The sequence below is a fragment of the Cupriavidus pinatubonensis genome, from assembly GCF_019602855.1.
Taxonomy (GTDB): domain Bacteria; phylum Pseudomonadota; class Gammaproteobacteria; order Burkholderiales; family Burkholderiaceae; genus Cupriavidus; species Cupriavidus pinatubonensis.
The window spans coordinates 2,507,874-2,527,781 of sequence record NZ_CP080766.1 but is presented as its reverse complement, the minus strand read 5'-3'; the positions used below and the strand labels follow the sequence as shown (position 1 = coordinate 2,527,781).

The window sequence follows — 19,908 nt, the reverse complement described above, 5'->3', positions numbered from 1 at the left end:
AGCGCACGGCGGCATTCAGGGCAACCGGGCCATCAGCCGGTCGCGCAGCGAAGGCGGCAGCACGAGCCGGCCTTTGCCTTCGGTGGCCGCTGCGTCGAACACCAGCACGCTGCGATCCCAGTGCAGGCGGACTGGCCCCGAACTCGGGAAGGTACGCTGGGCCAGCACGACGTTGCGGCGCGCGCTGTACACACGCACCAGCACCTTGTGCTGCGAAAGGTAGCAGTACTCCGCTTCATACCGGGCGGAAGCATCCGGCATGGGCAGGCGCCGGCAGTTGTGGGCACCGGCGCGCTCCCAGGCCCCGCTGCCATAGACGATGGCCGTCCACATTACGCCAAGCGCCAGCCCGCAGCGCGTGACAGCGGCAGCGAGCCACATGGCGCGCTGGCGCCGCCCTTCGTGCCGCGAATACACAAACCACACCGCGCGCGCCATGCCGACCACCAGCACCAGCACCGCCACTCCGGCCAGGTGGAAATAGAACGATGATTCCGGCATGGTCGCCAAGGCATGGCTCATGACCCGTCCCCAGACAAGCGTGGATGGAAACCCAGACTCCGTCATTCATTCCGCGCGCACATGATATTCGCGTTTTAATTCTGATGACTTCTTTATTGCCGCACGGAATTCAAACAATAATAATTCCCGCCGCGGATATTTAAATCGGGGGAATTACGGTGCATTACCGGGCATTCCGGCAATCAATAGCTTCTCTGCTATTTGCAGGCGCTTGCAAGCAGCATGGCGCGGAATTCGTGCGCGGTCGGCACGAACACTTCGGCAAGCGCGCCCGTCAGCCTGACGTCTCCGCCGCGCGCCACGGTTTCCAGTCGTTGCGCGAGCCGCTGGAAGCCTTCGCAGCGGGCCAGATGCGCCGACGCCTTCACGCGGTGCGCCACGCTGCGCCACGTTTCCAGGCTGTCGTCTTCCTCTTGCAGGCGATCAAGGTCCGATTCCGTTGATGTGGCAAGCGCTTCCACCAGTTCAGCGGCAAGCGCTGCATCGCCGAAGGTCTGGCTTGCGATGGCATTGGCCAGACCGGCACGGTCGCTGACTGAAATCGCCACGTACTGATGCCGCGCCAGCAACCTGAACAGAGCCTCTTCGGTCACGGGGTCAGTCAGCACGTCGTCGCACAGTGACGATACGTCCTCCTGCGCGCGGCCGACGCATACCAGCAGCGCGCCCTGCCGGCGCGCGCGCTGCAGCAACGGCGTGGCGACAATCTCGGGCGGGGCGAGCATGACGCGCGGCACGGCAGCTGCCAGCACCGCCTCGGCTTCCGTGGCCGTCACGCATTGCGCCGGCAAACCCGCATCGCTGAGATACTGCGTGGCCGGTTCGATCCAGGCGCTGCCAGACGTGGCGAGGATGAATGCGCTGTGCATGGGAATCTCCATCAGCCGATGGCAATGTGGTGGCGCCGCGCGAAATCGATCACGTCGACGAGGGACCGCGCGCCCAGCTTTTCCATGATGCGGGTCTTGTGCGTGCTGACCGTCTTGTTGGAGATGAACAGCACCTCTCCGATCTGCTTGTTGGACATGCCCTTGGCCAGCATCTGCATGATCACGAGTTCCTTGTCAGACAGGCTTCCCAGCCGGCGGGTTTCGTCCACGCCATCGGCGCGTCCGCCATCGACGTCCGGCATGACCGAATACCCGGCCAGGACGGATTCGACGCACCGCACGATCTCGGGCAATTCCTGGGTCTTGCTGACATAGCCGTTGGCGCCGGCCTGCCGCGCACGCGGCGCAAAGGTGTTCTGGTCCTGGCCGGAGATCACCAGGATGCGCACGCTGGGCTGGATGGCCTTGAGGCGCGGAATGACGTCCAGGCCGTTGATGCGAGGAATGTCGAGGTCAAGGATGACGACGTCCGGCGCATACTGGCGCACGATCTCGACGGCAGCCTGGCCATTGTCCGCTTCCAGCACATGCGTCACGCCGAGGACCTGCGACAGGTGCGTTTTCAGCACCACGCGTACAGCGGGATGGTCGTCGACGATCAGGATTGTGGCCACGGCAAACACTCCATCGCTAATGGCATTGGGCACATTGCCTGAGGAATGATCCGGCAGGCATTTATGGTCTGGCACATCATTGTGCTCAGCATTTTTCCGCGCCGGCGCAGGAAATTTCCGAGCGCTGGTACGACTTTTCCCGATTGACCTTCACGAGCAGGATCCTGCACCCACCGGCATCGCCTGCGCACTGCAACGGCGCCGGACAGCCACCTCATGATGCGCCTTACCGCGCCCATCGGGCAATGCATGCGCGCAGGTCGTCCATGCGAACGGGCTTGGCGAGACAGGCGTCCATGCCCGCGTCGTGGCATTGCCGGGCCACTTCCGCACCGGCAGACGCCGTCAGCGCGACGATCGGCACGTCGGCATTGGCGCCCGGCCCGGATGCCCGGATCCGGCTGGCCAGTTCGAAACCGTTCATGCCGGGCATCTGGCAATCGGTCAGTACCAGCGCGAAACGCTGCTGCCGGAGCTGCTCCAGCGCCGCTTCGCCCCCGGATGCCACCGTGCAATCCTGCCCCAGCATCTCCAGTTGCCGGCGCATGATGACCTGGAACGGCAGGTGGTCTTCCACTACCAGGATGGCCTTGCGCACGTCCAGCGGTTCCAAGGGGGGCGGCGGCCCAGCGCGGCCGGCGACCCCTTGGGGCACTGGGCTCATGGCCACTGGCAACGTCACACACAGCACAATCGTAGTGCCGGCCCCAGGCTGGCTTTGCAGCGTCAGCGTGCCGCCCATCCGTTCCGCCAGGCGCCGGCAGATCGCCAGGCCCAGCCCGCTGCCGCCAAAACGGCGCGAAATGGAGCTATCTGCCTGCGAAAATGGCGCGAACAGCTGCTCTTGCTGTCTGGCGTCGATACCCACGCCGGTATCGGCGACGCTGAGCGACACACGCTGGTGCTCCTCCATGTCTTCGAGCAAGTCCAATCGCACCGTAATGCCGCCCTGCGCCGTAAACTTCACAGCATTGCCGATCAGGTTGAGCAGGATCTCCTTGAGCCGCGTGGGATCGCCTAGCAAGGCCACGGCAACGCGCGCATCGGCTTCGAACGCAAACGCGAGCTGCTTTGCCGCGACCGCGGGCCTGTGCACCTGCATCACCGACTCGACGAGGGCGCGCAGATCCAGCGGCAGCGACTCCAGCGTGAGTTGCCCGGCCTCCAGGCGACTGTAGTCGAGGATGCCGTCGAGGATTTCCATGAGCAGGCGCGCCGCATTGTCGGCCAGCGCGACCTCGCTGGCCTGCTGCGCGCTCATCGGGCTGCCGCGCAACAGTTCCAGCGCACCGATGACCGCTGCCAGCGGCGTGCGGATCTCGTGCGTCATCGTGGCCAGGAAGCGCGCCTTCGCCTGTGCGGCGCCTTCCGCGGCCGCGCGGGCCGCCGCCAGCGCTTCGAGCTGGCGATGTTCGTCGGTCGCGTCGCCGGCATAACCGCTCCAGCGCAACTGGCCGGATGGATCACGCGCCGGTGCGCCCACGAACAAGCGCAGCCACCGCGTTTCGCCGTCGACAAGAATCCGGAGTTCAAACTGCGCGGCCGATTGCGCGGCAGCGGACTGATGCAACGCGTCGGCCATTTTCAAGCGGTCCTCCGGATGGATCGACGGGTATTCGCCATCGACCACGGCGAGCAGCCGTTCGGCGGACCAGCCGCGATACCGTTCCGCCTTCGCGGAAAAATACGAAAACCAGTACCGGCCACCCGGCTCCGCGCAGAGCTGGAACGACGCCACGGGCAAGGCGTCGGCAATCTCATCGAGCACGCGCTTGGCCTCGAGGGCGGCCTGTTCGGCTGCGAGCTGGGCGGTGATGTCGATGGTCGCGGAAACGGTGCCTGCCTCGGTGCCGTCCGGCAGGCGCAGCGGCTGCGTGGCGAACAGCAGGTCATGCCAGTCGCCCGCGGCATCACGCACGCGTAGCGTCTCGTCGACCCGCTGGCCGGACGCCCGCACGCGCGCGATCGGCGATGCCACGGCAGCCACGATGTTGGGCGGCACGCCAGCGTCTTCCATGGTCTTCCCCAGCATTGTCTGGCGGCGGATGTCGAGAAAATCCTCAAGCGCCACATTGACTGCGACGAAGCGCCCGCGTGCGTCGCGCGCCACCATCGGATATGGCGCAGCGTCAATGATGGCGGCCAGCACATCGCGTTGGCTGCCCATCGTTCGCAGACGCCGGTGCCAGTGCAGCAGGCAGGCGGCCATGAGCACCACGCAGGCGGCCAGCAGGCCAGTGATCGGGGTTGGCGCGGTCAGCATCGGAAAACTCCATCGCGGACAGGTAACAGACGAGCAGGGCAAGACAATGATAGCGTTGCCCGGTGGCTTGCCAGCCGCTCGGCCCGGTGGCCGCGACGACATTCGGCCAGCGTGGCTGCCGACTGAATAGGAAATTTCTCCAGCCAGACTCCGACGCGTCTGAAACTACGGCGATACGCGCATCCATAGAGTCATGGATCGCGCCCCGCAATCGCAATGCCGTGCAGGGCTGTCCTCCATGCCCGTCGCCTGCATTGAATTTGTCCGCCCTGCCCCCGCCAATCGTCTGGCTGGCTTTGAGCCTGACGCTGCTGCTCGCTTCTGCGCTATTCGCAGCGCGCGTACGCGTGTTGCGGCGCCAGCTCGCCCGCAGCCAGGCCTGCACGGCACGGCTGCGCCAGCGCCTGACGTTGCACACGGCGGTGCTGGACAGCATTCCCCTGCCCGTCTATGTGCGCGACGCCCAGCAGCGGCTCATCACCTGCAACCGGCGTTATGAGGAACTGGTCGGCGCGTCACGCGCATCGTTGCGAGGCCTGCCGCCGGACATGCCGGAACAGCTCGCCGGCGTGATCACAGACGCCGCTGAACTCTCCGAGGACTACCGCGACGTCATTGCCTCCGGCCGCGCGCTCAGCAAGGACCGCTGCCTGCACATCCAGGGCGAAAAGCGGCATGTGCTGAACTGGGTTGCACCGTTGCAAGGCCCCGGCAAGACCGTGACGGCACTGGCCGGCGGCTGGGTGGACCTGACCGAGCGCCACGACATGCTCGCCCAGCTGGCCGAAGCCAAGGCGCGTGCCGAGGCGGCAAATCGGGCCAAGTCCACCTTCCTCGCCTCGGTCAGCCATGAGATCCGGACACCGATGAACGCTGTGGCCGGCATGATCGAGCTCGCCCTGAAACGGCCCGAGATGCCGTCCGACGAGCGCCGCATGCTGTCCACCGCGCACGATTCCGCGCTGGCACTGCTCGCATTGATCGATGACATTCTCGACTTGTCGAAGATGGAAGCGGGCAAGCTGCGCGTCCATCCCGTTCCCGCCAGCTTGCCGGCGCTGGTGGAGGAAGTCCTGCAGATGCTCGGCCCGGTAGCCGCGCAGAAGCCATTGCCGCTGGTGCGGGTCATCGACCCGGGCATCGCGGCGGCGCATATGGTCGACCCGCTCCGTGTGAAGCAGGTACTTGGCAATCTGGTCTCCAACGCCATCCGCTTCACCGACAAGGGCGAGGTACGCGTGCATCTGCACGGCGGCCCCGTGCATGCGGGAAAGCAGGAGATCGTGTTGACGGTCGCCGATACCGGCATTGGCATCGCGCACGCCGACCAGGCGCGCCTGTTCCAGCCGTTCGAGCAGGCACACGACCGATCGCGGCCACAATCCGGCGGCACCGGGCTGGGCCTGGCCATCTGCCGCCGGCTGGTCGCGGCCATGGGCGGCCAGATCCGTCTCGAAAGCCGCGCGGGGGCTGGCACAAGTGTGCGGGTTACCCTGCGGCTGCGCACAGCCTGCTTGCCGGTCATGCCCGAGCCGGCGGCCCTTTCCGCATGTGCCGCTGCCACTGATTCGCTGCACGTGCTGGTCGTGGACGACCATGTGCCGAACCGCCTGCTACTGAAGTGGCAGCTCGAACATCTGGGCCATCGCGTGGACACGGCCGCGGATGGCAGCGAGGCGCTGGAGCGGCTGGCCGAGTCTCCGACGGCCTCCCAGGGGCCATTCGACCTCGTGATCTGCGACTGTGCGATGCCAGTCATGGATGGCCAGACCTTTGCCCGCGCACTGCGCGCGCGCCGCGACGCGCCCGCCCGAATTCCGGTGATCGGCTGCACGGCCAGCGCGGTGCCCGAGGACCATCAAGCCGCGCTGGCGGCTGGCATGGATGGCGTGCTGGTCAAGCCGGTCGGCCTGGCCGCACTCGGCGAAGCCGTGCGCGCGTATGCCTGTGCGGGTCGCAGGCTGCCGGCGACGGCACAGATGCCGTTGCCATGGCCCACGGCCGGCGCAGAGCCGGTGCGCGCGTCGCCTGCGGCGGATCGATGGTGCGAGGTCTGTCGTGCCATGAATGTCCAATGCGAGCGGGCCGGGGACGGCCCCTGATACTGGCCTGAATTGCGGCCAAGACATTGGCGGAACTGGCATTCGCCACCTACACAAACTTGCCTGCGGGGTGCAGCGAGACAAGCCTTGATTGATGACTACGTCGCCTTGACGCTTGCCAGGCATCGCAGGCCCGGACGCTTCAACGCGCCCCGCGCAAAGGATCCACCAGGTGCCGCAGCCCGTTGTGATCCAGCTCTTGCATCAGCGCCAGCAGGCGGCCCAATTGGCCAGGCGGAAATCCTTCCCTTGCAAACCAGTTCAGGTAGTTGCCAGGCAAGTCGGCGATCAGCGTTCCCTTGTGCTTGCCGAAAGGCATCTCGCGCGTGACGAGCAGTAGCAGGAGTTCTCCGTCGGGCAGCATGATCGGTAGCGAATGGAAGTTAGCGGCGGGCATTATATCGGCAAGGTATACACCACCGCGGGTCGCACTGCGGTGTACGCTACCAGATGCCCGCCGTTATCCGGACTCGCGTCGGGCACATCCGCATGATCGCGCCTCACCGATTCGACCTGTCCTGATTGCGCGGCTGTCAGGCTGCCGACGACACGCCGCCTCACCGGAGAACCCCACATGACTTCATCCGCTTCCTCCCGCAGACAGGCATTCCGGCAGCAGGCCGCGTCAAAGAATGCCCTGCTCATCCCCGGCGCCTTCAACGCCATGAGTGCGCGGGTCATCGAAGACCTCGGCTTCAAGGCCGTGTACCTCACCGGCGCCGGTGTCACCAATATGTCATTCGGCCTGCCTGACCTCGGTTTCATCGGGCTCAGCGATATCGCCGAGCACACGGCGCGGGTCCGCGATGCGGTGGAACTGCCGTTGCTCGTCGATGCGGATACCGGTTTCGGCAACGCGCTGAACGTGCGCCAGGCCGTACGCACCCTGGAGCGCGCGGGCGCCGATGCGATCCAGCTCGAGGACCAGGTCATGCCGAAGAAATGCGGGCACTTTGCCGGCAAGGATGTCGTGAGCACGGACGAGATGGTGGCCAAGATCCGGGCCGCGACTGACGCGCGCGACGACCCCGACTTCCAGATCGTCGCGCGCACGGATGCCGCGGCCGTGCACGGCATCGAGGATGCGATCGATCGCGGACACCGCTTTGCCGAAGCCGGCGCCGATATCCTGTTCTTCGAGGCGATCGAGGGTCAAAGCGATATCGCGCGCCTGCCGGGGCTGTTCGATGTGCCGCTGCTGATCAATATCGTGATTGGCGGAAAGACGCCGGTGCAAGGGCTCGCCGCGCTGGAGCGGCTCGGCTACGGCCTGGTGCTCTACGCGAACGCCGCATTGCAAGGCGCCGTGCGCGGCATGCAGCAGGCACTCGGCAACCTGCAGGCAAACGGCCAGATGGACGAGGATCCCGCCATCGTCGTGCCATTCAGCGAGCGCCAGCGGCTCGTCAGGAAGCCGATGTACGACGAACTCGATGCTCGCTACAAGACGGATGAGTGAGTAGGGGACATCATCCGCCTGCGAAGCGCCCGAATGTGCGCCTCCGCCTGACAGCCGGTGCAGAGGCGATCATTTACATGGCCCGGTAAGAATGTGCGGCCATGGTGGCGACACTGCTGCCCTGCCCCGTCTTCCCGTGGCCTGCCAGCCACCTGGCATCCGGGCACGCACCCTGCAACAGGGCGAGGACGCAGTAGTCGCAAGGCTGCCGCATCCCCGCCGAAATCGAAGGAGCCCCAACATGCCCAATGAAAACCGCAACCTGACCAACCTCGCCCTCGCCGCCGTGGCCGGGGCCGCACTGATGTACCTGTTCGATCCGCACCAGGGCGCCCGGCGACGCGCACAATTGCGGGACAAGGCAGCAGCCGGGAAGCATGACCTGACCGATTACGCGCAGACACAGGCCAAGCGCGTGCTCGATCATGCGCGGGGCCTTGCCGCCAGGGTGCGGCCACATGTGACCGTGAGCCTTCGTGACGTCGACACGAGCGACTACCAGATCGGCGAACGGATCCGTGCGCAACTGGGCCATGTGCTCAGCCACCCGGGCGCGGTGGAGGTCGATGTGAGCGGCGGGTGCGCTTGCCTCAGCGGCCACATCCTGGCCGGCGAGCATGACGCCGTGCTGTCGACGGTGTGGGCCGTGCCCGGCGTCACGGATCTCGCGGACGAGCTGACCATCCATGAAGAAGCCGGCAATATTCCTGCCTTGCAGGGCTGATACCTGATACGCGATCTAAGACTGTCCCGGGGTTTTTCCGACCCCGGCCAGCCCTACATCACCCGTCCGAACCACCACAGGGACAGCAGTCCCGCGCACGCCGCCAGCAACGCGCCGATCGCGGCAAAGAAAGCCGTGACCTCGACCTGATCGCGCTTGTCGAACGCGAGCCTGGTATTGAGCGCGCGATACACCTTCTTCAGCGCAGCGGTGTCCTCAAGCCGGAAGTACTCGGCGCCGGTGGTGTCGGCGACCTGCTTCAACACCTTTTCGTCCAGCCTCACGCGCGCCGACCAGCCATCGGCCGACAGCACGACGCCTTCCGTCGTGCCCACGCCAACCGTATAGACGCGCACGCCGTACGTGGCTGCGAGCTGCGCGGCTTGTACCGCGCCCGGACCCGAATTGCTTTCACCGTCGGAGAACAGCACGATCGCACCGGACGCGTACGATCCGGGCCTGACCGGCTCGCCGTTGTCTAACTCGCCCGGAGCCGCCTTGCCTGGCTTGCCGGGCTGGGCGACGTCACCGCCGTTCATGAGACGTTCTGCATCGTTGGTCGTTTGTGGCAGCAGCGTGGTCAGCGCGATCAGCAGGCCGTTGCCCAGCGCGGTGCCTCCTTGCGGCTTCAGGCCTTCGATCGCAGTCGCCACATCGTCCTTGCTGTGGCTGGGCGCCTGCGCCAGCGCTGCCGTACCCGCCATGGCCACCACACCGACGCTGACGCCCGCCGGCTGGGCATCAAGCAGCACCCTGGCCGCCTGCTGCGCCGCGCGGATACGGCTCGGCCGGACATCCTGCGCGCGCATACTGCCCGACAGGTCGATCACGAGGATCACGGTCTTGATGCGCGACGGCAGCGTCATCACGGCCTGCGGACGGGCAATGGCAAAGATCAGCGCGACCAACGCCAGCAATGCCAGCACCGCGGGCACATGGCGGCGCCAGCCAGTCCCGCCTGTCATGGCAAAACCGATCGATTTGAGAGCCGGATGGCTGACTGTTGTCCGACGCCGCCGCGCGTCGAACCAGACATAGCCTGCAGTCAGCACGAACAAAAGGCCGAGCAGCCACAGCATGTCGGGCCACAGGAAGCTGAACAGAGGCAGCCGGTCGATGGCGTCTGTCATGCCGCGTTCCTCGGTGGCGCTGTCGTCGACGGTTTCGTCGCCGGTTTCGTCGCCGGCGCCGCTTTCGCGGCCCCTTGCCGGAAGCGGCGCTCACGCGTGAACTGCAACAGTGCGAGGTCCATCGGCGCGTACGTCGACAGCGTCAGGCATTCCACGCCAGCGCGCGCGAACGCCAGGCGCAACTCGGCCTCGCGCGCCTCGGCGGCTGCCGCAAAGCGCTTGCGGAACGCGGGATCATGCGTGTCGATAAACATCTGCTCCGCGGTTTCGGCATCCTGCAGCACGACGAGTCCGAGGTCGGGCAACGCCATTTCGAGCGGATCGACCAGCCGCACGGCCACGACTTCATGACGCCGCGCCAGCATGCCGAGCGAGGTCTGCCAGCCTGGCGTACTGATGAAGTCGGACACGACGAACATGACCGAACGCCGCTTTGCGACAGCGCGCGCGCGCTCCAGCAGGTCGCGCAGCCGTGTCTCGCCGGGGCACGCGGCCGGCGTGGCGTGCATGCGGTCAAGCAGGTGCAGCAACTGGCGCCGCCCCGAGCGCGGCGGAATCATGGACGCATCCGTGTCCGCTGACCCACCGTACAGCACGGCGCCGATCCGGTTGCCGTAGCGTGTCAGCAGCATCGCCATCACGGTCGTGAAGTCATTCAGCAGGTCGCGCTTGCGCACCTCGCCCGAACCGAATTCGATCGACCCGCTCAGATCGAGCACGAACCACGCGGAGAGATCACGGTCTTCCTGGAACTCGCGCACGTGCGGTGTCTGTAGCCGCGCCGTCACGTTCCAGTCAATATGCCGCACATCGTCGCCCGGCCGGTACTCGCGCAAGTCGGCAAGGTCGAGGCCGAAGCCCCGGAACAGCGTGCGGTAATCCCCCTGCAGCAGCCCGTCGAGGCGCCGCACTACGGTCCATTCGAGGCGGCGTAGCAGGCTCTCTGTCCGCTTTGTGCCCACACTGACAAGGGCCGGACCGGCAGGCGTGGCGGCAGATGCGACAGATGCAGCCGTCTCCGCGCCGCGCCGGCGCCTAGCGCGCAGTCGCTCGAACATGGGCTTCGAGCGGGCGCTCCGGAACCGGCAGCGCCTGCAGGATGCGGCTGATGAGCTGGTCGGCGGTCGCGCCGTCCGACATCGCCTCGTACGACAACGACAGCCGGTGGCGCAACACGTCGGGCACGAGGTCGATCACGTCTTCGGGCACCGCATAGTTGCGCCCGCGCAGGAACGCGAGCGCGCGGGCGCCTTCGATCAGGCCGATCGTGGCACGAGGGCTGGCCCCGAAGGTGATGTAGCGCTCGATCTCTTCCAGACCGTAGCCAGACGGCTTGCGCGTCGCCGCCACCACGCGCACCGCATACTGCACCAGCGACGGATCGACGTACACCTTGCGGCACTCGTCCTGCAGGCCGGTCAGGTGCTCCGGCGTCGCGATCGGGCTCACGCTGATCCGGGGGCCTGTCACGCGATTGACGATGACGACTTCTTCCTCCTCGCTCGGATAGCCGACCAGCACCTTCATCATGAAGCGATCGACCTGTGCCTCGGGCAGCGGGTAGGTACCCTCGGTTTCGATCGGATTCTGCGTGGCCATGACAAGGAACGGGGCCGGGACGCGATGGGTCTCGCCGGCGATGGTCACCTGCTTTTCCTGCATCACTTCCAGCAGCGCGCTTTGTACCTTGGCCGGCGCGCGGTTGATTTCATCCGCGAGCAGCAGGTTGGCGAAGACCGGGCCACGCACCGTCGAGAACTCGCCGGTTCCCTGGTTGTACATGCGCGTGCCGACCAGGTCGGCCGGCAGCAGATCCGGCGTGAACTGGATGCGCTTGAAAGATCCGCTCATCGTCCTGGCCAGCGTGTTGACGGTCAGCGTCTTCGCCAGGCCGGGCACGCCTTCCACGAGCAGGTGGCCGCCGGCCAGTATCGCGACCAGCACGCGTTCGAGAAAGTGGTCCTGACCGACGACCACACGTTTCACCTCGTACAGCAGGCGCTCCATCAGATCGGCGCTGTCGATGGCGCCACGGGCTTGCTCGTTCATAGGCCTCCGCTTTCAGAAAGGAGAAGATCCGATGGAAACGCCGGCACTTTCGATCGTCACCGCAAAACCGATGCCAAGGAATGTACCGCTCTTGTTGGGATTGAGGATGGCCGTGACGATTCCCACCACTTCGCCATCCATATTGATCAGCGGCCCGCCGGAATTGCCGGGGTTGGCCGCGGCGTCGAACTGGATGAGGTTGTCCAGGCTCTGCCTGGCGTCCGGCGAAATGAACTGGCGATCAAGGCCCGATACGACGCCCGCCGACACCGACGGCCCGATGCCGAACGGGAAGCCGACCGCGACGACCTCCGCACCCGGCGCGAGATTGCGGCTGGAGCCCAGCGTCGCGGCCGGCAGGTCGTCGGGGATGGACTTCGGCTTGACCACGGCAAGGTCTTTTTCGGGGATGGCCTGAAGCACTGAAGCCTCGGAAGTCTGGCCGTCGTGGAACATGACCTCCACACGCTTGGCATCGGCAACGACGTGATAGCTGGTCAGAACGAGCCCGCTTTCGGTGATGACCACGCCCGAACCGATGTGACTCGCTTCACGCTTCTCTTTCGGTACGTCCGTGCCTGCGGGCGGAGCGGCCTTGGCGAGTTCGTCGTGCGGCTTGCGTCGAGATGGCTGGGAGGATTTCGGACGTGTGGCCGGCGCATCACGCCGCGCACGCGGCGCGGACGCCGCTTCCTCACTGGGGTCTGCAGGCGAAAAGCTGCGGATCTCCACCACCGACTCGCGAATCGCCTCGGCCGCGCGGGCCGTGCGTGACGGCAGGCTCTTGGTCTGCAACGTGTGCAGCACCGCCGCGTCGATATCGGCCTGCGTAATCACGCGCTGCGACGGTCGCAAATGCCAGGCAAAGGCCAGCACTGCCACGGCGGCAAGCGCCAGCCCGGCCGAGATCCATCTGTAGATCGCCACACGCTTCATCGCCAACTCCCGAGGTCCCGTGCCGCCCTTGAAAATACAGTACCATCCTCTTAACCACGCGCCAAGGAGCAGAGCATGCAGTTTCTCTGGCCGCAAATGCTCTGGTTGCTGCTCGCGCTCCCATTGCTGGCAGCCGCTTACCTGTACCTGCTAGCACGGCGCAAGAAGACTGCCCTCCTCTACGCCAGCCTGGCCCTGCCGCGCGCGGCCATCGGCCGCCGCCAACGGTTGCGGCGTCACATCCCCCCGGCATTGTTCCTGGTCGCACTCGGCGCAGCGCTGCTGGCTTGCGCACGCCCGACGGCCACCGTCACGCTGCCGTCCGACACCATCACGCTGGTACTGGCGATGGACGTCTCACGCAGCATGGAGGCCACCGACGTCGCGCCCACGCGGATCAGCGCCGCGCAGCAGGCCGCGCGCGACCTCATCGTCGGACTGCCGGCCAGCGTGCGCCTTGGCATCGTCTCGTTCGCTGGCACTGCGACCGTGGTGCTGCGGCCCACCAGCAACCGGCAGGACATGCTGGACGCGATCGACCGGTTCCAGCTCCAGCGCGGCACGGCGACAGGCAGCGGGCTGATCCAGGCGCTAGCGGTCCTGTTCCCGGACGATGGCATAGACCTTGAAGCGATACTGTTCGCCGACGAACCGGTTTTCTCCACGCGCCGGGCCGTACCGCTGGACGAAGCCGCGGCGGCCGACGCCGTGCGCAAGCGCGAGCAGGCGACGCAGAGCGCACAACCGGGCTCCTACCGGCATGGCGCGGTCATCCTGCTCAGCGACGGCCGCCGCACGGTCGGCCCCGACCCCGTCGACGCCGCCCGCATGGCAGCCCAGCGCGGCGTGCGTGTCTATACCGTGGGCTTCGGGACGCTAGGGGGCAATGCACCGGAAACGAGCCTGTCCTACTACATGCAGCTCGATGAACCCGCGTTGCGCGCCGTGGCGACGATCACTGGCGCGGAGTACTTCCAGGCAGGATCGGCAGCGGATCTGAGCCAGGTATATCGCCAGCTCAGCGCCCGCTTTGCGCTAGAGCGCCGGGAGACCGAGATCAGTGCCCTGCTCGCGGCGGCATCAGTGCTGCTGCTGGTGTCGGCTTGCGCGCTGTCGATGCTGTGGTTCCGGCGGTGATTGATGCATTGCATCATCCGGTGGCGCGGCCTCGTCACCGGACTGGTCCGTGGCCCTGCTACGCATCGATGGCTTCGTGCAGAGTGCTTTCCTGGCGAGCCGCGTGCATCGACGCATAACCCGGCGCCGTCGACGCTGCCGCCTCGGGCCCGACATAGCGAAGCACCAGCGGATCTTCAACGATGCCTTGCAGCCGCTCCACCACAAAGCTCCAGGCGCCCTGGTTTCTGGCTTCTTCCTGGCACCAGATCACCTCTTTCAGATACGGATACCGATCAAGCTCCCGGGCAATCTGCTGCTCGGGGAACGGATACAGTTGCTCCACGCGAAGCAGCGCGATGTTGTCTTTCCCGGATTTCCGCCGACGAGCCAGCAAGTCGAAATAGACCTTTCCCGAGCACAGGATGAGGCGGGTGATCCTGTCCTCTTCTTGCTCGGAGCGGCCCTCAGCCAGAACCTCCCTGAATTCGCCAGTGGCGAGTTCGTCCAGGGTGCTGACGGCCTCCTGGTGCCGCAGCAGCGACTTCGGCGTCATCACGACAAGCGGGATACGGTCATTCCGCGTGGCCTGCAAACGCAGCAGGTGGAACATCTGCGCCGGCGTCGTCGGCTGGCACACGCGCATATTCTCCTGCGCGCAGAGTTGCAGGTAGCGTTCAAGCCGTGCCGAAGCATGTTCCGGACCCTGCCCTTCCTGGCCATGCGGCAACAGCAGCGTCACGCCGCTATGCTGGCCCCACTTGGCGGCTCCGGCGGAAAGGAAGTTATCGATGACGACCTGCGCGCCGTTTGCAAAGTCGCCAAACTGGGCTTCCCACAGCACCAGCGAGTCCTTCCGGAACAGCGAATAGCCGTATTCGAACGCCAGTACCGCAGCTTCGGAAAGAATGGAATTGGTGACCGAGAACCTCGCCTGGTCGTCGGATACATGGTCCAGCGGAATATAGGTGCCTTGACCCCGCATCTCGCGCTTCTGATCGTGGAGCACGGCATGGCGATGACCGAAGGTACCGCGTTCGCTGTCCTGCCCGCTCAACCGCACGCCTACCCCGGCGGAAAGCAGCGACGCAAAGGCCAGGTGCTCGGCCATGCCCCAGTCCAGGGGACGCGCGCCCTCTGCCATTTCCCGGCGCGCGCTGATCACGCGGGCAACCAGCGGATGCAGCGTATGCCCGGCCGGTATATCGGTGATCTTCAGGGCAAGGCCTTTTAGCATTTCGCGCCCAGGCGTAGCGTATCCGGGCTGTGTCTTGCTGTTGCCAGAATCCTGCGGCGACGAGGCTTCAAGCCGCATATCAGCGGACGGCTTGTCGTCTTTGCCGCCCTGCGCGGCATCCAGGCGCGCACGATATTCCCGCGCGTACCGTTCCACATCCGCCGCGGTTACAACGCCCTCGTCGACGAGCTTTTCCGCATAGATGGCGCGCACGCCCGGATGCTCCGCGATCGAGCGGTACATGAGTGGCTGCGTGATGGCCGGAGTATCCTGCTCCTGATGACCGTGCCGCCGGAAGCACATCAGTTCGATGACCACGCTCTTGCCGAACGTCATGCGATAGTCCACCGCGAGCCGCGTGGCGGCGACCACGGCCTCGGGATCATCACCATTCACGTGCAGCACCGGTGCTTCGATCATCTTGGCAATGTCGGTGCAATAGAACGTAGAGCGGGCATCGCGCGGGTCGGAGGTGGTAAAGCCGACCTGATTGTTCACCACCACATGCACCGTGCCTCCGGTGCCATGGCCGCGCGTACCGGAGAGGTTCATCGTCTCCATGACGATACCCTGCCCCGAGATCGATGCGTCGCCATGGATCTCCACTGGCAACACCGCGCCCATGCCAAGGCCCAGCACTTCCGCACGCGCCCTCGCCATGCCCTGGACCACCGGGTTCACGATCTCCAGATGCGACGGATTGAAGGCCAGCGTCACTTCGGCGGGTCCCGATGCCGTCCGCAGTGTGCCGGTGAAGCCCTTGTGATACTTGACGTCGCCGGCCGGCAGCCGGTCAGCGGTCTTTCCCTCAAACTCGTCGAACAGCGCGGCCGGAGGCTTGCCGACAACATTCACCAGCACATTGATCCGCCCACGATGCGCCATGCCGAGGATCGCACTGCGGATGCCCTGCGTGGCCCCATAGGCAACCAGTTCATCCAGCAATACGATCAGGGATTCGCCGCCCTCGAGCGAAAAGCGCTTCTGCCCGACGTAGCGCGCGTGGAGATACCTTTCGAGTCCCTCCGCTGCCGTCAGGCGTTCAAGGATGTGCCGCTTGTTACCGTCGTCCAGGTGGGTCCTGGCACGCGTGGATTCCAGACGCATCTGCCACCAGCTGCGCTGCTTCGGATCGGCAAGGTGCATGAACTCGGCGCCGAGCGTGCCGCTATACGTTTCCTCCAGCGCCTGCATCAGATGACGAAGCGTCATGTCTTCGTCGGCGAAATTCGCGTCGGACAGCAAGAACCTGGCATCCAGGTCCGACCGGAACAGACCATAGTAGCCAGGGCTCAGCTCCGGCAATGGCACCCGCACCGTCCAGCGCAGCGGGTCAAGATGCGCATTGCGCGAACCGGCCATGCGGTAAGCCGCGATCAAGGCCTGCACGGCGAGATGTTTGCGTACGGAGGCATGGCCAGCGCCCGCAGGATGCCCGACCGCCGGTGGACTTTTTGCCAGCTCGGCAAAGCGGGACACGATGGGACCATGCGCAACATCGCCGGCATTCGATCCATCGACCGCAGGCATCTGTTGCAGGGCATCGAAGTAGCCGCGCCACTCGTCGGACACCGATGCCCGATCCTTCAGGTACGCCTCGTATTGTTCTTCCACATACGGGGCATTGCCTCCAAACAGGAAGGAGGTATTTCGATCTCGAATCATAAGGGTAGCCATGTCCTCAACCGGGCGCCTGCCCGCATTTGCCAGAAGATCGCGTGAGACGGCAACCACGTCCCCGGCCCATCCACCGCGTACATGCCTGTCCTTCGCTCGTAGATTCAGTCTATGTACAGCGGACTTTCACCGGCGGCCGGCCTGTTCCTGTCTGAGGACAAGTCCTGTCTGTTTTGGGCCATCGTGCCCGGAGCCCCGGCCCTTTCCGCATAACGGCCAGGTTCCGTTCGGCAGCACATACGCTTGTGCGGACGCGGCAGAAAGCGCCGTTGGCCCGCAATCGACAAACTATGGCCAGTTTCCGACCCATCTGCGACGCACCGGATCGCGCATCTTCCCTATAGTCGGAACACCGCTGCATGCATCTGGTCGATGCCGCAGGCAGCAAGACCTGTCCGGTTACTGGTTGTGCCGGGCGAGCGCCAAGGACAACAGGAATGAAGCATCCACAGCTAGCGCCAACGCATGGACCGTCCGGCCCGTTGCCGGACATCATGAAGCCGGGGCTCTCGGCAGTGTTCTGCGGACTCAATCCCGGGCTGCGGGCTGCGGCGAGCGGCCATCACTTCGCAGGACACGGCAACCGGTTCTGGCGCGTGATTCATCTCGCAGGCATCACCGACCGGGAGCTCGAACCCGTGGACGACCGGCAATTGCTGTCATACGGATACGGTCTGACAACTGCGGTAAGCCGGCCAACTGCCAGCGCGGCCGCACTCTCCCACAACGAATATGTCGATGCATCGGTGCGCCTGATCATCAAGCTGGAGCGCTTCCATCCTGCCTGCGTTGCGTTCCTCGGCAAGGCTGCCTATGCGGCCATGACGAGCCAGCGTGTTGTCCCGTGGGGCCCGCAGCGGCGGCGCATGGGCGGCGCAAGGGTCTGGGTGTTGCCCAACCCGAGCGGGCGAAATCGGGCGTTCAGTCTCGCCGGTCTTGTCGACGCGTATGGCGAGTTCCGTGCGTCCGTGGAAAGTCAGATCCGCTACGGGGAGTCCCCACAGTGTGCGGAAGTCGATAGCCTGAAATGAACAGGAGGTAAGCGGGATGGTATGGACCACCAACGAGATGGTTGAGCGCGCGACGACGCAGATCAACGATGGGGATTTTGTCTATCTGGGCCCGGGCCTGCCCGCGGCGGTGGCCAGTCGGATTCCGGCCGAAACTGAAGTCTGGCTGCATGTCCACGACGGCATTCCTGGATTCATGCACTATCCAACTGACGATTTCATGGATGCAGGATTCATTGCCGGCAGCCAGGGACAATGCACCGAAGCCAGACCCAGGGAGATCTACCATTCCACGGACTCCTTCGCGGAAATGACCAGCCTGTCCATGGATCTGGCGATCCTCGACGCAAGCGGCGCACATGGAAACGGTATCGACATTGCCAGGTGGGCAATCGGATGCGGCGCAAAGCACGTCGTACTGCTGCTTGGAGGCGTTCGCAGCATCAAGGACATCACCGATCTCCTGACGAGCAGCCGGGGCGACGGCGTCTCCTACAGGGTCATCTCGGACCAGGCTGTCATCGATGTCACCGATCAAGGCATGGCCTTTGTCGAAGGAGCGGTTGGCGTAGCGCCGGCCGAAACTGAGAAGCCGAAATCGCTTCAGTTCGCTTGACGCCGCCACCCGGCGTATCACGGATGGCGCGGATATCCGCGCCAGTCAACGGATGGATCTGATGGTCATTCCGCCGCTCATCACCAGCCGTCCCTGACGCGCCGCAACAATCACGCCTGCTGCACCCCGATCCCCCGAAAGCCAAAAATAGAATCGGAGAGAGAGTTCTCTCTCCATACTCTCGTTTTCCGGAAGAATGACTTGCAATATCGCCCGGTAATCTTCCAGAGCGGAAACAAGTACCATCGTTCGGGCGAGGCGGCTTCTTCCCTGCTTTCCTTCGCATAGACTTTACCGCATGCATCGACCGCAGTTCGGCATCTTTTCGCCGGGCTGCACGATGGGGATTCGATTGCCCGTACCACTACGCAACACAAGTGGCTGCTGCCAATGTGACGTAAATGAAGATGAAAATTGCTCTTGTCGTGTTTGATGGGGTTCAGGCGCTGGACGTGGCCGGCCCGATGGACGTATTTGCGGAAGCCAACCACCTGCTGCCTGCCCATAAGCGCTACGAAGTCACACTGGTCGGTGTTCGCCCCACCAGCGTGATGTGTTCAAACGGTATGCAGATCAGCGTGCCTGTTGACTATCGCAACTACCACGACGATTGCGATCTTCTGCTGGTTGCGGGCGGGCCGCGCGCTCCCGGGATGGAGCCGGACCCGGAGTTCTTGACCTGGCTTCATGACAAGTCGCTGAAAGCGCAAAGATTCGGTGCCGTGTGCAACGGGGTATTCCTGCTTGCTCATGCCGGGCTCCTCGATGGGCGGGAAGTCACGACGCACTGGTCCGAGACCAAGCGGCTCCAGGACCATTTCCCTCGTGCGTTCGTGCGGCCGGACAAGATCTTTGTCCGCGACGGCAGCCTGTTCACGTGCGGCGGCGTCACCGCCGGCATCGACCTCTGCCTCGCGTTGCTTGCTGAAGACTTTGGTCACGCCCTGGCGGTAAAAGTCGCGAAGCGGCTGATCGTCTATATTCGCCGCGACGGAGGGCAGTCCCAGTACAGCCCGTACCTTGCCGTGGGACCCGAAGAGGACTCCATCGTCAGCAAGGCCCGGCGGTACGTGGACGATCACATTGCGGACGCCTTCTCCATCGAGGAACTGGCCGATGCCGTTGGCGTGAGCCGCCGGACATTCAGCCGCGTCTTCGCCAAACACGCCAAGGTCTCGCCTTCCGTCTTCGTGGAGCAGGTGCGCGTGGATTTTGCAAAGAAGCTGCTCGAGCAGACCGATGTGCCGCTCAAGACCATCGCGTTCAGGAGTGGATTCCATAGCTCGACACATATGCGGATGATCTTCTCGCGGCGCCTTGATATCACACCGAAGGAATATCGGCAGCGCCTTCAGGAAACCGAGGGCCAGTCCGAGAATATGGCGCACTACCACGGCCACGGCCAGCCTGCTTCGCTGCCACACCAGCCACGACGCGAGGATCACCGACGCCCGGCGTCGCATGCGCTTGCCGCTGCGGCACATTGAGCCTGCGTCGACCGTCGCGGGCTGGTGCTGACGGGATGCGTCAGACCAGCTCGCACCAATAACGCCACGGATGCCA

The 19,908-nt window shown here is 64.9% G+C and carries 17 protein-coding genes; 7 read left to right on the top strand and 10 right to left on the bottom strand.

The genetic code is table 11. The annotated features are described in order from the left end of the window. Nucleotides 1-15 precede the first annotated feature (15 nt). From K2O51_RS11455 to K2O51_RS11440, 4 genes are all read right to left on the bottom strand, one after another. Entirely contained in the window at nucleotides 16-522 is a 507-nt protein-coding gene (locus tag K2O51_RS11455; RefSeq protein WP_220630250.1) for a hypothetical protein, read from the bottom strand. A 197-nt stretch (nucleotides 523-719) separates the two neighbouring features. Further along, nucleotides 720-1,391, bottom strand: a complete 672-nt coding sequence (locus K2O51_RS11450; protein WP_011300585.1) for a hypothetical protein — start codon at nucleotides 1,389-1,391, stop codon at nucleotides 720-722. 11 nt (nucleotides 1,392-1,402) lie between these two features. Continuing rightward, nucleotides 1,403-2,026 (bottom strand): response regulator transcription factor, encoded by a 624-nt coding sequence (locus tag K2O51_RS11445; RefSeq protein WP_140950616.1) that lies wholly within the window; start codon nucleotides 2,024-2,026, stop codon nucleotides 1,403-1,405. A 226-nt stretch (nucleotides 2,027-2,252) separates the two neighbouring features. Beyond that, on the bottom strand, nucleotides 2,253-4,289 hold the full coding sequence (locus tag K2O51_RS11440; RefSeq protein WP_220630249.1) for a hybrid sensor histidine kinase/response regulator: 2,037 nt from the start codon (nucleotides 4,287-4,289) through the stop codon (nucleotides 2,253-2,255). 260 nt (nucleotides 4,290-4,549) lie between these two features. Here K2O51_RS11440 and K2O51_RS11435 point away from each other — a divergent pair, with 260 nt between their 5' ends. Next, nucleotides 4,550-6,391 carry an ATP-binding protein gene (locus tag K2O51_RS11435; protein ID WP_245001807.1) on the top strand — a complete coding sequence of 614 codons (1,842 nt, stop codon included), beginning with the start codon at nucleotides 4,550-4,552 and terminating at the stop codon, nucleotides 6,389-6,391. 142 nt (nucleotides 6,392-6,533) lie between these two features. On the opposite strand, the gene K2O51_RS11430 is transcribed toward K2O51_RS11435, so the two are convergent. Continuing rightward, complete coding sequence (locus tag K2O51_RS11430) at nucleotides 6,534-6,755, bottom strand: DUF3820 family protein (protein ID WP_041680510.1); 222 nt, start codon at nucleotides 6,753-6,755, stop codon at nucleotides 6,534-6,536. A 210-nt stretch (nucleotides 6,756-6,965) separates the two neighbouring features. On the opposite strand from K2O51_RS11430, the gene K2O51_RS11425 reads away from it, so the two are divergent. Both K2O51_RS11425 and K2O51_RS11420 read left to right on the top strand, forming a co-directional pair. Beyond that, nucleotides 6,966-7,850 carry an isocitrate lyase/PEP mutase family protein gene (locus K2O51_RS11425; RefSeq protein WP_220630247.1) on the top strand — a complete coding sequence of 295 codons (885 nt, stop codon included), beginning with the start codon at nucleotides 6,966-6,968 and terminating at the stop codon, nucleotides 7,848-7,850. 241 nt (nucleotides 7,851-8,091) lie between these two features. Next, nucleotides 8,092-8,574, top strand: a complete 483-nt coding sequence (locus tag K2O51_RS11420; protein ID WP_011300591.1) for a BON domain-containing protein — start codon at nucleotides 8,092-8,094, stop codon at nucleotides 8,572-8,574. 53 nt (nucleotides 8,575-8,627) lie between these two features. Here the strand turns inward: K2O51_RS11420 and K2O51_RS11415 are convergent, their stop codons facing one another. From K2O51_RS11415 to K2O51_RS11400, 4 genes are read right to left on the bottom strand one after another with little or no spacing between them, the layout of a single operon-like run. Next, on the bottom strand, nucleotides 8,628-9,704 hold the full coding sequence (locus tag K2O51_RS11415; protein ID WP_011300592.1) for a VWA domain-containing protein: 1,077 nt from the start codon (nucleotides 9,702-9,704) through the stop codon (nucleotides 8,628-8,630). Continuing rightward, complete coding sequence (locus K2O51_RS11410; RefSeq protein WP_220630246.1) at nucleotides 9,701-10,762, bottom strand: DUF58 domain-containing protein; 1,062 nt, start codon at nucleotides 10,760-10,762, stop codon at nucleotides 9,701-9,703. The genes K2O51_RS11415 and K2O51_RS11410 overlap by 4 nt, the downstream gene beginning before the upstream one ends. Further along, a complete protein-coding gene (locus tag K2O51_RS11405; RefSeq protein WP_011300594.1) occupies nucleotides 10,740-11,753 on the bottom strand; it encodes an AAA family ATPase in 1,014 nt (337 codons plus the stop codon). Before K2O51_RS11405 ends, K2O51_RS11410 begins: the two co-directional genes overlap by 23 nt. Nucleotides 11,754-11,765: 12 nt before the next feature. Further along, nucleotides 11,766-12,689 (bottom strand): S1C family serine protease, encoded by a 924-nt coding sequence (locus K2O51_RS11400; RefSeq protein ID WP_140950618.1) that lies wholly within the window; start codon nucleotides 12,687-12,689, stop codon nucleotides 11,766-11,768. 75 nt (nucleotides 12,690-12,764) lie between these two features. Here K2O51_RS11400 and K2O51_RS11395 point away from each other — a divergent pair, with 75 nt between their 5' ends. Next, nucleotides 12,765-13,826 carry a VWA domain-containing protein gene (locus K2O51_RS11395; protein ID WP_011300596.1) on the top strand — a complete coding sequence of 354 codons (1,062 nt, stop codon included), beginning with the start codon at nucleotides 12,765-12,767 and terminating at the stop codon, nucleotides 13,824-13,826. A gap of 58 nt (nucleotides 13,827-13,884) precedes the next feature. Here K2O51_RS11395 and K2O51_RS11390 read toward each other — a convergent pair whose 3' ends face one another. Further along, nucleotides 13,885-16,719: a 2-oxoglutarate dehydrogenase E1 component gene (locus K2O51_RS11390; RefSeq protein ID WP_140950620.1), complete on the bottom strand. Its 2,835-nt coding sequence runs from the start codon at nucleotides 16,717-16,719 to the stop codon at nucleotides 13,885-13,887. A gap of 359 nt (nucleotides 16,720-17,078) precedes the next feature. Here K2O51_RS11390 and mug point away from each other — a divergent pair, with 359 nt between their 5' ends. The 3 genes from mug to K2O51_RS11375 all read left to right on the top strand — a co-directional run bounded on the left by mug (nucleotide 17,079) and on the right by K2O51_RS11375 (nucleotide 19,832). Beyond that, entirely contained in the window at nucleotides 17,079-17,750 is a 672-nt protein-coding gene (gene mug, locus K2O51_RS11385) for a G/U mismatch-specific DNA glycosylase (protein WP_308813416.1), read from the top strand. A 16-nt stretch (nucleotides 17,751-17,766) separates the two neighbouring features. Beyond that, nucleotides 17,767-18,345: a 3-oxoacid CoA-transferase subunit B gene (locus K2O51_RS11380; protein WP_011300599.1), complete on the top strand. Its 579-nt coding sequence runs from the start codon at nucleotides 17,767-17,769 to the stop codon at nucleotides 18,343-18,345. A 407-nt stretch (nucleotides 18,346-18,752) separates the two neighbouring features. Beyond that, nucleotides 18,753-19,832: a GlxA family transcriptional regulator gene (locus K2O51_RS11375; protein ID WP_245001858.1), complete on the top strand. Its 1,080-nt coding sequence runs from the start codon at nucleotides 18,753-18,755 to the stop codon at nucleotides 19,830-19,832. Nucleotides 19,833-19,908 lie beyond the last annotated feature (76 nt).

Excerpts from the sequence above, each read along its gene's own strand:
- K2O51_RS11400 (WP_140950618.1), bottom strand. The coding sequence starts at position 12,689 with ATGAAGCGTGTGGCGATCTACAGATGGATCTCGGCCGGGCTGGCGCTT.
- K2O51_RS11430 (WP_041680510.1), bottom strand. The coding sequence starts at position 6,755 with ATGCTGCCCGACGGAGAACTCCTGCTACTGCTCGTCACGCGCGAGATG.
- K2O51_RS11420 (WP_011300591.1), top strand. The coding sequence starts at position 8,092 with ATGCCCAATGAAAACCGCAACCTGACCAACCTCGCCCTCGCCGCCGTG.
- K2O51_RS11450 (WP_011300585.1), bottom strand. The coding sequence starts at position 1,391 with ATGCACAGCGCATTCATCCTCGCCACGTCTGGCAGCGCCTGGATCGAA.
- K2O51_RS11410 (WP_220630246.1), bottom strand. The coding sequence starts at position 10,762 with ATGTTCGAGCGACTGCGCGCTAGGCGCCGGCGCGGCGCGGAGACGGCT.
- K2O51_RS11415 (WP_011300592.1), bottom strand. The coding sequence starts at position 9,704 with ATGACAGACGCCATCGACCGGCTGCCTCTGTTCAGCTTCCTGTGGCCC.
- K2O51_RS11395 (WP_011300596.1), top strand. The coding sequence starts at position 12,765 with ATGCAGTTTCTCTGGCCGCAAATGCTCTGGTTGCTGCTCGCGCTCCCA.
- K2O51_RS11380 (WP_011300599.1), top strand. The coding sequence starts at position 17,767 with ATGGTATGGACCACCAACGAGATGGTTGAGCGCGCGACGACGCAGATC.
- K2O51_RS11440 (WP_220630249.1), bottom strand. The coding sequence starts at position 4,289 with ATGCTGACCGCGCCAACCCCGATCACTGGCCTGCTGGCCGCCTGCGTG.
- K2O51_RS11390 (WP_140950620.1), bottom strand. The coding sequence starts at position 16,719 with ATGGCTACCCTTATGATTCGAGATCGAAATACCTCCTTCCTGTTTGGA.
- K2O51_RS11425 (WP_220630247.1), top strand. The coding sequence starts at position 6,966 with ATGACTTCATCCGCTTCCTCCCGCAGACAGGCATTCCGGCAGCAGGCC.
- mug (WP_308813416.1), top strand. The coding sequence starts at position 17,079 with ATGCATCTGGTCGATGCCGCAGGCAGCAAGACCTGTCCGGTTACTGGT.
- K2O51_RS11455 (WP_220630250.1), bottom strand. The coding sequence starts at position 522 with ATGAGCCATGCCTTGGCGACCATGCCGGAATCATCGTTCTATTTCCAC.
- K2O51_RS11375 (WP_245001858.1), top strand. The coding sequence starts at position 18,753 with ATGAAAATTGCTCTTGTCGTGTTTGATGGGGTTCAGGCGCTGGACGTG.
- K2O51_RS11405 (WP_011300594.1), bottom strand. The coding sequence starts at position 11,753 with ATGAACGAGCAAGCCCGTGGCGCCATCGACAGCGCCGATCTGATGGAG.